Source organism: Haloarcula sp. H-hyl2 (assembly GCF_056934385.1).
In genome coordinates this window covers 100467-113912 of the sequence record NZ_JBRIIJ010000003.1, presented here as the reverse complement: position 1 = coordinate 113912, position 13446 = coordinate 100467, and the positions used below count along the sequence as shown (strand labels likewise).

Below are 13446 nucleotides of genomic sequence, written 5' to 3'. Positions count from 1 at the left end.
GAATGAGACCATCGGCGGGAGCGTCGATAGTCCGGTCGACGGACGGGCATTGCTGACTGATACCTTCACCGGTCGACGATCCCCGGTGACCGTGTCTCTCAGCAGGAGTTGCCGAGGGTTCGTGCTCCGTCGAGCGGCGAGCCAACGGTATCTGCGTCCTAACTAACCACGTCTGGGGCGTGGGGCCGGGTATGGTTCGGGAGCGCCTCTCGACGATGGCAACACATCCCGTCGAGAACGTCCTCGTCTACGTCTCTGACAGCCTGCGGTACGATTCGCTCCCCGAGTCGGTACGAGGGATCGGCGTCACCGGGCGAGCTATCTCGACGAGTACCTTCACTGCGTCCGGCTTCCCGTCGATACTGACCGGCACGTATCCGTCGACACATCGCATCTGGAACTTCGACGGCGCTCTCGGAGACACGCCCGCGTTACTCGACCGGTTCGAGCACTCGGGGATCGACGCGACCCACGTCTGGAGCAACGTCGACGACCCTGCGAAGAAACCGCCGCTCAGGATCTGCGGCGAGCGCGAGGACGTCACACTCGACGACCTCTCCCCGCCGTTCTCGCTGGTCGTCCACGACCGGGGCGGACACATGCTCTACGGTCGCCGAGCGAAGGCCGACCGGTGGAACTCCCACGACGAGTTCTTCGACGAGTTCGCGCACGACCACGGTCGCATCGAGCGACTCTACGAGGAGGGTGTCGACGAGTCCGTCGAGCGGTTCCTCGACATCTACCACTCCCTGGCCGCACGTGGCGACCTGGCGAAGACGCTCGTCGTGTTCACGAGCGACCACGGGGAGTTGCTCGGGGAGTACGGCGGGATCTACGGCCACGGCGATCCGATCGTCCCGGAACTCGTCGAGGTCCCTCTGGTCTTTGCCGGGGCCGGGCTTCCGGCCGGCGCGGAACTCGACGGCTGTCTGTCGACCGCGGACATCACACCGACAGGACTGGCCGCTACGGGTGCGACACTCCCCTCGGTCGACGGCCTGGACCTCTGGAACAACCCTGTCCCTACCCAGCGCCTGGCTCGGGCGGAACTGTGGAAAGAGACGACCTATCGAGGTGTGGAGTACAGAGCATCGTCGGTGTGGACGGCCGACGGCGGATACGTTCGTCACCTGAACCCGCTTCCCGGTCGATTCGCGCATCTCTTCGGGAATCAGTTCTATCGATCCCCCTACGCCAACATCGTACGACAGCCGACCCGGGAGTACCGGTCGATGCTGCGGAGTTATCTCAAGCGGGACGTCACCTACGGCGACCCGCCGCCGCGACCGCTCGCCGAGGAACACATCGTCACGTCGTTCACCGAGCGGTCGGCACCGAGTGACCGGCCACCGACCGACAGAGAACACCTCAGACAGCTGGGTTATCTCGACTGATACTGCCGACTGTGACTGCGTCCAGATAGACGCTACCCGGCATGTTGACATCCTCCTCCGCCTGAAGGCGGAGGAATCCCGAGCGGTGGGAGTTTCAGGTTCGCAACCACGGATGCCGCCACTTCGCGGGAACCCGTTTAACCCAGTCGTCGTGGTCGGTGGCTGACTGGCGGTGCCAAACCGCCGTTACTCCTATTCTCGGCGTCGTTGCCTCCCATCTGTTGTTTTTGCCAGCAGAGAGTCGCTGACACGTCAACGAAGTCGGAGATATCGTCGAGGCTTGCTCGACCAACAGGTACGAGACGAACCCTTCGAGGATTCGCGTTCACCGTGTTGGCGTTTCGGATACTGTCTCATTAGTGGCGGCGTGGCCGCCTCCGAAGGTCGTTCGGAATCCGCTCTGTTCCGACCTGACCTTACCGTTGTGTAGAGTTTCTTACCACTTGAACATATGGGTTGGAAACTCGGCTATGCAATTGTTTGCGGATTGTGTCACTAAGTGACAGCGCGTATCCACGGCCTGAAGGCCGTGGTATTGCGCCTGCTCCGTGTATAACGTTCGTGACAGACGGACGGCAGCCGGTACGATCACCTGGGTCCCACCCGCCCGTCCACGACCCATCTTCTCGCCGGTACGCTCGGCTTATCCGACTGGAAGCGACCGAGAGCAGCGGCGTCGACCCGGTCCACCGACCTGGTGGTACAACGCGCCTAACTATACAGCGGTGTATAAAATGGCAGCACATGATACGGGAGCGTCTGTCCGGGGGGTCGCTGGGACAACTCGTTCGGATCCCTGCGGACCTCGGAATCGTGCTTGGATTGCTCGTCGTCGCCGACCTGTCACTGCTCCTCTCGACCCCGACGGCTGGCGCCGTACGACTCGTCCTCGAACTCGTGGTCCTGCTGTTCGTACCCGGCTACGTGCTGGTGGCGGCGCTGTTCCCGCGTGCAAGCGGGACGACAGCCGAGGAGGTTAGTGGAACGGGCGCCGATCGCGGCATCGACATGGTCGAGCGGATCGGCCTCTCGTTCGGGCTCGGTATCGTGGTGGTTCTCCTGGTTGGATTCGTCCTCAACCTGACTCCCTTCGGGGTGACCAGACTACCACTCCTGGCAGCGATCAACGGCGTCGTCGTCCTGACCGCCATCGTCGCACAGATACGACGGGTTCAGCTCCCCAGAGAGAACCGGTTCACGCTCGAAGTGGGACGCTGGAGAGAGCGTATCTCGACGGGACTCTTCAGGCGACGGTCCCTCGTCGATACGGTCCTGAACGTCCTGATCGTCGTCAGCATCCTCGTGGCCGTCGGCAGCGTGGGGTACGCCATCGGGATGCCCTCGACGGGCGAGCAGTACACGGAGTTCTATCTGCTGACCGAAGCTGAAGACGGCTCACTGGTGACCGACGAGTATCCGACCGCCTTGGAGACGGATACACAGCGGGAGGTCGTCCTTCGGATCCGCAACAGGGAGTTCGAGACCGAACGGTACACCGTCGTGGTAACACAGCAAGTCCTCGAGGAATCGGACGGCTCGACAACGGTCACCGCCCAGCAGGAACTCGACCGACTCCGGGCGGATCGACTCGCACACAACGATACCTGGAGCCGCCCGTACCAGCTCGCGCCGACAGCGTCCGGCCAGATTCGGTTCGTGTTCTCCCTGTACAGAGGCGATGCTCCGACGTCACCCTCTTCTGAGGACGCCTACCGGCGCCTGCAACTGCACGTTACCGTCTCGGACGGGAACGATAGTAACAATTGAACCGGTTTACATACCGATCGCACTGCCCTCGTGCGATCGGGTGGGCAGTGATGTTCGATGACTACGATAGCCGCTCCGGTGCGATGGGAATGGAATCGGTATCAGAGTACACTGCGGAAATCGGCGTCTCCGGGCCGGTTCCAGCGGGGCTTGTAACTGTGCGTGGCTGTGTACAGGGTCATTAACTATACAGGAGTCACCTATATTCCGGGACAATGAGTCGAACCTCAGATACCGGATTCACGGTTGGTTCGCCGCTGAGCCGCCGATTTCAGGGGTGGAATCGGGGTTACCGAACGAAGCTGGAGTTCTCGAATGAGACAGGCGAACAAGTCCTCGACTGGAACTCACCGACCGGTCGGCAGCAGCGCTGTTCCGCCAGGGGGGAACGATGAGTGGCATCTATCACGGAACCGCGAGTTTCCTCCCGAACGTAGACATCGACCGGATCCACGTCTACAAACTGCTGTTCATCGCTATCGGCATCCAGATCGGTGCCATGGCGTATCTCTATCACGCCCTCTATCCAGTGACGTTCCTCGATACCGGGTTGCTGGGGATGTACGGCTACTGGCTGTTGCTAGGTTCGCTCATCATCTCCGCGACGCTGATCGCCTACTACGGGGACTCTGCGGTGAGTGGCTTTCTCGCCACGGTTATTTTCTATTTGACATTGAACATGAACCAGTTGCTGTATTTCAGCGTCATCGGTGGCGATACCTCCGGCGAGATCATCGATATCGAGGTCCTCTCGCGGTTCACGACCATCGATCCCAGCCTCTCGGTCAACTACATCTTCGCACTGGAGCTACAGCGGCTCTTCGACCTCGGGAACGCCGTGGCCACGATCAACGTCGGTTACCACATCTACTTCCTCCTGTTGACGCTCGCGGTGTGGTTGTTCGCCTACAGACTCGGGAACGGATTCTTCGCGTTCCTCTCGGCGGCGGCGTATCTGGTGCTCGTGCTCGTCCCGCTCAACAACCAGTTCGTCCCGCAACTACTGGCACTGGTCCTCCTCGTCTTCCTCTACTATCAGATCGACAAGACCGGGCGCCGCTGGCGAGTCGTCGAGGCGGGCCTCTTTCTCACGCTGGCGCTCGCACATCCGATCTTCCCGCTGTTCTACCCGCTCGTACTCATGGTCCGTCCGACCGTCACCTCCCTCGTCGAGCGCTACACGGAAGACAGGGCGTACACGAGTGCCTACGAGATCCTGTTACATCCGCTAACGTTGCTTCGGCGAGCAGTCGTGCCCCGGACGTGGCTCCCCGACGAGCGAGGAACGTATCTCCGTATCGCGGGCCTGTGGGTGATCTACTTCGTCGGGACGCCGCCGCTGGAACTGTGGGACTATCTGTTTGGGCCGCGTGTCGAGACCACCGGAGATCCACTGGAGCTCATCGCTGCAGCGCTGTTCTCCATGGGAGGGTCCAGTGCTGGCGACACCGAGGGCGAGCTCCTCTACGAACTCGTCCCTCGGTCTGTCGACGCCGCCGTCACCTGGGGCAGTCGGTTCGTCGTGGTGGGGCTCCTGGGCGTCCTGCTGTTCTCGTTGCTGTACAACAACCTCGAAAAGGAGTCACAGGCCGAATCCGTCCTGGCCGAGTACCGACTGGAGATCCTGCTGGTCGCCGGCGGCGTGTTCGCCGCCGGATGGGTGATAAACACGACCTACTCCACGCGGGTCCTGCAGGTCGGATTCCTCCCGATCGCGCTGTTCTTCTATGGGCTGCGGCGATACCGGGCACAGGTGATCGCGCTCGTGGTCGTCCTCGCGCTGTTCTCACCGGTGTTGCTTGCGAACAATCACGCCAACACCTCGCTGACTGCCGGTGGAACGACCGTCGGCTTCCACGAGACCCAGGCCGGACAGACAATCGACGACCACTACGATGGTGCCGACACGGTAGTTGTCCCACCGTACACCCCCTATCCGGTCGGGCCACGTGCGGATTCGCGTCCGGCGGACATACGATTCATCGTCGATGGCGAGATGGCGGCTCCGGAGGCAGGACTGTTGCTATACTCTCAACGCCTGTCGTACTACCTGGACTACCGGAACCGGAACTGTGGAATCGACCCGACATCCGAGAACGTGATTTACGACAACGCTGTGCAGGTCATGTGGCGAGCGGGCGACCAGGGCATGGTCCGCTGTCAGGCCGCGTGACGACGAGCAGCAGATCGTGTTTGCGGGCACCGCCCGCGTGCGCGTGAACTACGATGGATTTCAGAAAGATCCTGACCGATTCGAGCGTCTCACTGCTCAGGAAGATCGTCTCGATGGCACGGGGGATCCTCGTGGTCCCGATCATCACGAAACTGATCGGCGTCGATACCTACGGCATCTGGGCACTGATATTCTCCCTGGTCAGTATCTACACTGGCATCGGCGGGATGCATCTCCACGGGGCATTGATCCGGTACGCACCGGCGGAGGAACGGGACGGCCAGACTGTCTCGGACCTGCTCGCCATCGGCCTCGTGACGGCTGCGATCGCCGGCCTCCTGTTACCGGTGACGATGGATCTGCTCGACCTGGCAGAGTTCTCACAGACGGCACTCGGACTTTCGATTCCGGTAATCGCCGCACTGTTGATCGTCGCCAACATCTTCAGCCAGATCATCAAGAACATCCCGCGCGCGCAAAATCAGGTCAAACGCTACGAGGTGATCACGCTGGTCAGCCTGACAATGCAGACCTCGGCGCTCGTCGCGACACTGACGATCACGCGCAACATCGCCGCCGGGTTGCTCTCGCTCCTCCTGGCGATGGTCGCTGTCTACGTCGTCGTCGTGGCGGTCTATCTCCCACGGCGACTCCGAGTGCCACAGGTCGGGAACTTCAGACGGTATCTGTCGTACTGCTCACCCATGGTGTTCAAGGAGTTCTCGAACAAGATGCTCTCCGAATCGGACCGGTTCATCATCCTATTCATCCTGGCTCCCGTCGACCTCGGGATCTACTCGGTCGCCTACGGCGTCGCTGCGATGTTCCCGAACCTCACGAGCGTCTTCAACTCGACGCTCTACCCCGCCATCACCTCGGCCTGGGACGACGACGAGACCGCCGACATCAAGCGGTTCTATTATTACTTCCTGGTTGGGTACGTCCTGCTGGCGATCCCGACACTGTTCGGGCTGACACTCCTCGCCGCACCGATTCTCCGCCTGCTCGCGACAGAGACTGTCGCCAGTGAAGGGTGGCTGCTGGTTCCGGTCATCACCCTCGCGTTCATCTTCAGAGGTTTCGAAACCGTTCTGACCTACATCCTGAACGCCGCCGAGGAGACGGAGAAAGTGGCAAAAGGGACGTTGATAGCGTTTCTCGCGAATCTGGCCCTGAACGTGGCGCTGATCCCGGTCGTGGGACTCGTCGGCGCCGCCATCGCGATGCTCGTCGCCATGGCCGTGCGACTCGCGTACATCTACTACTACGTGGGCCAGCACATCGCCATCCCGATTCCTGGAATGCGGATCCTGAAAGCGACGTTCAGCTCCGTCGTGATGGCGTCGGTCCTCGTCTTCGTCGTGACGACGCCCGATCGAGCCGTCGTCCGCCTCGTCGTCTACCCCGTCGTCGGCGCGACGGTCTACTTCGTCGTCGTCTACTACGTCGGCGGGCTGACGCGCACCGATATCAGTCAGATCCGGTCGATCCTGTGATCGGTTGGCTCGAATCGAGGTCGCGAAGCCTCAGTTGACGACGCTGTCGGTCACGTCGGTACCGTCGACGTAGATGGTGAACTCGCTCGAATCGACCTCCGCAGACCAGTCCGTGATGTCACCCTGGAAGTCGAAGTAGTCGCTCCCGCTGTTGCCCACGACGCCGTTGGCCGTGTAGGAGCCGTCGCTGTTCTGGGTGATCTCCTCCTGGTCGCCCGAGTACTTGTTCTCCAGTGTCCCGCTGGTCGTCACCTGGTAGTTCCACCAGCCGGTCCCGTTCGCGGAGCGGACTTCCAGTGTCTGGACCGTCGTCGAATCGCTCGTCGAGTCGTCCGTCGAGTCACTCGTCGAAGAGTCACTCACCACCTGGTCTGTGACGTCGGTACCGTCGACGTAGATGGTGAACTCGCTCTTGTCCACCTCCGCAGACCAGTCCGTGATGTCACCCTGGAAGTCGAAGTAGTCGCTCCCGCTGTTCCCGACGGTCCCGCTTGCCGTGTAGGAGCCGTCGCTGTTCTGGGTGATCGTCTCCTCGTCACCGGCATACTTGTTCTCCAGTGTCCCACTGGTCGTCACCTGGTAGTTCCACCAGCCGGTCCCGTTCGCGGAGCGGACTTCCAGTGTCTGGACCGTCGTCGAGTCGTCGGTCGAATCGTCCGTTGAATCGTCCGTCGAGGTATCGCCGGTCACCTGGTCGGTGACGTCGGTGCCGTCGACGTAGATGGTGAACTCGCTCGAATCGACCTCCGCAGACCAGTTCGTGATGTCGCCCTCGAAGTCGAAGTAGTCGCTCCCGCTGTTCCCGACGGTCCCGCTTGCCGTGTAGGAGCCGTCGCTGTTCTGGGCGATCTCCTCCTGGTCGCCCGAGTACTTGTTCTCCAGTGTCCCGCTGGTCGTCACCTGGTAGTTCCACCAGCCGGTGTCGGCAGCGGAGCGAACCTCCAACGTCTTGACGGTTGTCGACTCGTCCGTCGACTCGTCTGTCGTGTCGTCCGTCGACTCGTCTGTCGAGTCGTTGGTCGAATCGGATTGCCGGTTCGGTGTCTCCGGATGAGTCTGTGACCAGTCGAACGTAGCATCGGTCCCCACGACAGTGACCGATCCGGGGTTGATGTTGGAGACGGCACGGTTGTTGTCCCCAGGCGTCGTGCCCGAGCCAGCCACGGCGTTCGACGACGGGCCGGTGAAGTCACAGTTGGTGACCTGTATCTCGTAGTCGCTGGACTGGACGCTGGTGATGTCGGTCTCCAGGCGGAACTGGCTGTCCTCGACGGACATCGATTCGTTCTCCAGCATCGCGGCCAGTCCGGAACTCCGGCGGTAGCTCCGGATGATGAACGAGACGTTCTTCGCGAGCCCGCCGTTGGTCCCCGAGGAACGATTGTCACCCCAGATACCTCGCGTGTTGTGGGTGGTCGCATCGAGTTTGCCGTCGCCGGTGAGATAGTCGTCGATGTCGATGACGATGGTCGTGTCACGGACCTCGACGCCGCCGGAGACACGGACCGCCGAGACGTTGTTATTCATCAACAGCCCGCCCTCGACGATCACTGTACCAGGCTGGCGCGAGACGTAACAGGCGTTGTTCGGGAAGCCCTGGAGCACCGGGTTCTTGAGATGGATGGTCCCCTCGTTCTGGCCCCCGACGAAGATACCGACCCGGCTGTCCCCGCCCGCGTAGCCGCCCAGGTCGCCGTTGTTGAACTGTCGGTAGTCGTCGATGCGGAACGTCCCGCCGGAGTTCAGCGTCATGGCCGCGATACCGTTGCCGTGCTCCTGGATCGAGGTGGGCCCGTTCATCTTGTAATGGAGCCCTCGGATATGTGCGGCGTTGGCACAGCCAAGCCGCATACCGGGTGCCGCGCGACCGCTGGAATCGAAGGTCAGGTTCTCCAGGAAGAAGTTATCCGCGACGAGACTCCCCGACTTGGTCCGCAGGAGCAGACCTTTGCTGCCGTCCCCCATTCCGGCAGGGACTTCGAAGACGGTGTCGCTCTGACAGCGGATCCCCCAGTCGTTGACGTACACCTGCGCGACGTCCGACCACGTGAACGTCCCCGACGGGAAGACGAGTATCTCGCCACTGCTGACGTTCTCGACGATGCCGGAGACCTCGTCGCCCGAGGAGATGTCGACCTGTCGTTCGGACATCCTCGATTCGTCGACTGGAGAGTCCGTGGCGCCCGCCGCGGATCCGACCCCGTAGAGGCCAACGGCGGTTGCCGCGATGGTTCCCTTGAGGAAGCCGCGGCGCGGGAGTCCGTCGGCCGACACCGAGTCGGTCGAATCGGTACTGCCAGTTGTATTTGTCTCGACACGCTCGTCGTCGTCCGAGTCGTCGTCACCTGTTCCTGGTATGCGGAACATACCTGGGGTAGGAAAGTCCTAAAACTTAACCGTATGTACAGATTTGCTCCGCTTCCAATTGCGGTGGTTACCCGTTACTTATCATTTTGAGGCGAGTCACACTGATTCGACCTCGGGTTTATGTTGACCCTACAACAATTAACGGGGTTGTTACCCCACGTAGGACGTTCTTACCCTCGATTTCGGTAGAATGCGCGGCAGGCAGGGGCAGTTAGGATACGTATACCGGGCTCCGAACCCACTGGCCGAGACGTGTGACGTCATCGCATGGCTACGATCGACGTTCGGCTGGACGGGCGAGCATTCGCCTGTGCACGCGTCACTAAGTTCGCTCGGGACGGAGAGAAAGTGTAGTGGCCACGGAAGTACGAGACGCCTACCGGCAGTAAGTAGTCAGTACGGTCGGATTCATCCGTTCTCCCGACCGTCTCCGAGCGACTCGGGAAGGCGGACCGATCAGTGCTATGCCAGGAGGTCCTCTCTGTACAACCGTTCGAGTCGGTCGAGAACCCCGTCCCAGGAGTAACGGGTCTCGACGAGTGTCCGATTACGGCGACCCATGCGCTCGGTCCGCTCGGGTTCTGTGATCAGCTGTTCGAGCGCGTCGACCAATCCGTCCACGTCTCCCGGGGCGATCAGTATCCCGTTCTCCTCGTCGATGACCTCGGGGATCGCCCCCACCGTCGTCGAGACGATGGCGTTCCCGCCGGCCATCCCCTCCAGCATCGCAATCGGGAGTCCTTCGGCGTGTGTCGGGAGCACGTAGACAGTTCCCCGTTCGAGGAGCGCTCGTTTCCGTTCCTCCGAGACGTAGCCGTGGTAGCGTATCGAGTTATGGCGCTCGGCCAGCGTCTCGACACGCTCGACCAGCGGGCCGCTACCCGCGATGTCGGCCCGGAACCGGTACCCGCTCGTCGCCAGCGCGTCGAGTGCGTCGACCAGCGTGTCGACTCCCTTCCGTTCGTAGAGGTTCGAGACGAACACGAGTCGTGGCGGGTCGACTCCGTATTCCGGGTCGTAGTCGCTTGGATCGACGGCGTTGGGGTACACCCGGAGTTTCGACGCCGAGACACGGTCTGCGAGTACCGTCTCCCAGTACTCCGAGAGCACGATGATTCGGTCGGACGCGCCGAACACGACGTCTTGAACCACTCTGACGAGTGGGTTCTCGGTCCGCGCGAACTCGTCGAACGACGAGCCGTGGATATGCAGGACGACCGGGCACCGCCACACGTAGGCCGCATAGAGGACGTAGAAGGCGGCCCGATAGAACGAGTATCGGTGCGACGAGTGGACGTGGACGACGTCGGGTGGGTCCTGGAACGGAAAGAAAAGCGCCGCTCGAAGGGACCGTAGCAGTGACGTCAGGAACCACAGGACTCCGCTACCGGTCGGTGCAGCGACCATATCGAAGGTAGAGGCAGAGATGGCATCGGAGAAGCGGTCGACCTGTTCGTCGATGTACTGATGGATGCCGCCACCACCGAAGGTGCCGACGACGAGTAGCTCGATGGGGCCTGCATCGGACCCTCGACTCGACGGCTCGTGGCTCGCGGTCGTTGATTGAGGCATCTGGCTGTGTCGTAGACCACTGCAGTGCATTGTTATGGCCCTGTTTCAGTTACCGGTTTCTCAGTCCCCCGGGTCTGTGCGTTGTCGGACGCAGTCGCGGTGCTGTTACGTATCCCGTACCCGGTCGCCCTACCGTATGCCGTGGCATAACAAAGTGTATCAGACAAATTGAAGCAGGTGATGGACAGGACGGACCCGGTCACCGGTTCCGACTCCCCATACAGAGAGATCTGTCTGGAGGCCCTGGAGTGGGCTAGCGAGGAGGAATACGCCGGGTGGGACCCATACGACGGGCTCAACAGCCCCTACATCGCCGCGCTGACACGTGGCTGGCTCTCCCGTCTCGTGGGGACACATCTCGTCGGCAAGTCACCTGTCAATCTTCGTCGACTCCTCGACGTGCCGAAACAGCGGAATCCGAAGGGTATCGCACTGTTCGCGATGACGTATCTCAACCTCTACGAACGGGACGGCGCGACGTGGCAACTCGAGGAGGCGGAACGGTTGCTGGAGTGGCTCCGGTCGAACCAGGCGTCGGGGTACGACGCTCCCTGCTGGGGGTACAACTTCGCCTGGCAGAACGCCCGGAAGTTCTATCTTCCCCGATACGCGCCGTCCATCGTCGTGAGCATCTTCTGTGCGCGGTCGTTCCTCAGACACTACGAGGTGACCGGCGAACAGGAATCCCTCGATATTGCCGCCAGAACGGTCGATTTCATCCGCTCGACTATCAACACGAAGGCGGTGGCAGATCACGAACCGTTCACGTACACCCCCTCGGACTCGTTCGTCGTGGTGAACGCGAACGCCCTCGCTGCAGCGCTGTTCAGTCGCGTCGGGGCGGCGTGTGACGACGACGAGGTCCGTGCCAGAGCAGCGGAACTGGCGTCGTTCGTGGTCTCGGTGCAAGTAGAGTCGGGTGCCTGGTACTACGCAGTGCCACGGTCGGACTCGCACCTCTCTCACGACAACTTCCACACTGGGTTCATCCTCGAATCGCTCCACCGGTATCTCGAAGTTCAGAATGCCGATCCGTCGGTTAGGGACGCGTACGAGTCCGGGCTGCAGTTCTATCGCTCGGAACTGTTCGAGGCCGATGGGGCGCCGAAGTTCGAGCACGACAAGCGATTCCCTCGTGACGCCCACGCGGCCGGGCAGGCTATCCGGACCTTCGCGCTCGACGGTCGAGAAGCCAGCCTGGACCTCGCCGAACGCGTCGCGTCGTGGTCCATCGAACGCCTCTACGACGAGGAGGCGAGGTATTTTTACCGGCGGCGCGGGCGGATACTGAACGACACGACGCCGTACATGCGGTGGAGTCAGGCGTGGATGTGCTACGGTCTCTCGTCGTTCCTCCGGGATCCCCTCGGCACGCCGGACCCGTCCGACAGCAAGCAACGCGAGCAGACAGCGACTAGCGGTCTCGCGCGATGGCTTGCCGGTCGACAAAGTTGGGGGCCGTTCACCTGGATCCCCCGTCCCGGTCTCCGCGACGTGCTCCGTGGTGGGCACGGGAGCGGCGGTGCGGTGCAGAGACAGCTTTCGCGACGCGACCGATCTGCAGAGACACTACCGAGATGAATATCGAACAACTGACCATATCCGACTGGGCGGACGAACTGCCAGCACGTGGCTATCAGGTCTTCCATCGACCGGAGTTACTCGAACTCCTGGCGGAACACAGTGGCACCGACGAACTCAGACTGTACGCCGGACACAAGGGCGACCAACTGGTCGGTCTGCTCCCCGTGTTCGTCAACAACACACGGCTCGGTCTCCAGACGATCTCCTCGCCACCCCCTGGAATGCACGTGCCGTATCTCGGGACCGTAATCATGCCGACCAGTCCGAAGGTCCGGAAATGCGAGCGCGTCAACAACCGATTTACACGTGGCGTCCTGGACCACCTCGGCGTCGACAACAGATCGCTCGTGTTCCTCGTCAACAGCCCAGAATACACCGACCCGAGGCCATACGAATGGGAGGACCTGTCCGTCGACACCTCGTTTACGTACGTACTCCCGGTGGCGGAGGAATCCGCCGACGAGTTGCTCAAGAAGTTCTCGAAGAGTCGCCGCCGCGAAATCACGAAGAGCCAGGACCTCGACATGGTCGTCGAACAGGGCGACCTGGAAGATACCCGGCGGGTATACGAACAGACCCAAGAGCGGTTCGCCGAGCAAGACGAGTACTACGGTCTCTCCTGGTCGTTCGTCAGAGACGTCGTCCAGGCCTTAGACGAGCAGAGCCGAACCTACGTCGCTCGCGGCCCGGACGGCGAATTCCTCAGCGGTATCGTCGTCCTGTACTCTGGCGATACTGGCTCCTTCTGGCTCGGGGGCGTCCGGAAGGAGTACGAGCACATCTCGATCAACAGCCTCCTCCACTGGGCGATCATCCGCGATATCGCCGACGACCCGGAGCTCTCGAACATCACCAGCTACGACATGGTCGGAGCGGGCGAATACCGCCTCTCGAAGTTCAAATCGAAGTTCGGTCCGGAGTTGCGGCCGTACTACGTGGTCAACTCCGGCGGCGTCCAGATGTGGGCCTCGGAATCAGCGTACGGGATGCTCAAGAACGTCCGGACCTGGCTGCAACGCGCCCCAGTCCCGTACAGCAGATGACCGCGAATAGGGCGGCAATAACAAACTCCCTCTCCGGACAAGCCCGAGCC

Annotated in this window: 8 protein-coding genes; 6 read left to right on the top strand and 2 right to left on the bottom strand. The window is 61.7% G+C overall.

The features are described from left to right. The first annotated feature begins 191 nt into the window (after positions 1 to 191). The 4 genes from Hhyl2_RS17880 to Hhyl2_RS17865 all read left to right on the top strand — a co-directional run bounded on the left by Hhyl2_RS17880 (position 192) and on the right by Hhyl2_RS17865 (position 6830). Positions 192 to 1394 carry a sulfatase-like hydrolase/transferase gene (locus Hhyl2_RS17880; RefSeq protein ID WP_483552149.1) on the top strand — a complete coding sequence of 401 codons (1203 nt, stop codon included), beginning with the start codon at positions 192 to 194 and terminating at the stop codon, positions 1392 to 1394. A gap of 744 nt (positions 1395 to 2138) precedes the next feature. After that, entirely contained in the window at positions 2139 to 3161 is a 1023-nt protein-coding gene (locus tag Hhyl2_RS17875; RefSeq protein ID WP_483552148.1) for a DUF1616 domain-containing protein, read from the top strand. 391 nt (positions 3162 to 3552) lie between these two features. Further along, positions 3553 to 5334, top strand: coding sequence for a hypothetical protein (locus Hhyl2_RS17870; protein ID WP_483552147.1), 1782 nt, complete (start codon positions 3553 to 3555; stop codon positions 5332 to 5334). A gap of 53 nt (positions 5335 to 5387) precedes the next feature. Further along, entirely contained in the window at positions 5388 to 6830 is a 1443-nt protein-coding gene (locus Hhyl2_RS17865) for a lipopolysaccharide biosynthesis protein (protein ID WP_483552146.1), read from the top strand. Positions 6831 to 6860: 30 nt separating this feature from the next. On the opposite strand, the gene Hhyl2_RS17860 is transcribed toward Hhyl2_RS17865, so the two are convergent. Together Hhyl2_RS17860 and Hhyl2_RS17855 are read right to left on the bottom strand one after the other, a co-directional pair. After that, a complete protein-coding gene (locus tag Hhyl2_RS17860) occupies positions 6861 to 9197 on the bottom strand; it encodes a hypothetical protein (protein WP_483552145.1) in 2337 nt (778 codons plus the stop codon). A gap of 462 nt (positions 9198 to 9659) precedes the next feature. Continuing rightward, positions 9660 to 10769 (bottom strand): glycosyltransferase family 4 protein, encoded by a 1110-nt coding sequence (locus Hhyl2_RS17855; RefSeq protein WP_483552144.1) that lies wholly within the window; start codon positions 10767 to 10769, stop codon positions 9660 to 9662. Positions 10770 to 10949: 180 nt separating this feature from the next. Between Hhyl2_RS17855 and Hhyl2_RS17850 the strand changes: the two genes are divergently transcribed. Both Hhyl2_RS17850 and Hhyl2_RS17845 read left to right on the top strand, forming a co-directional pair. Then, a complete protein-coding gene (locus Hhyl2_RS17850; RefSeq protein WP_483552143.1) occupies positions 10950 to 12350 on the top strand; it encodes a prenyltransferase/squalene oxidase repeat-containing protein in 1401 nt (466 codons plus the stop codon). Beyond that, positions 12347 to 13396, top strand: a complete 1050-nt coding sequence (locus Hhyl2_RS17845; protein ID WP_483552142.1) for a GNAT family N-acetyltransferase — start codon at positions 12347 to 12349, stop codon at positions 13394 to 13396. The genes Hhyl2_RS17850 and Hhyl2_RS17845 overlap by 4 nt, the downstream gene beginning before the upstream one ends. The last annotated feature ends 50 nt before the right edge of the window (positions 13397 to 13446 follow it).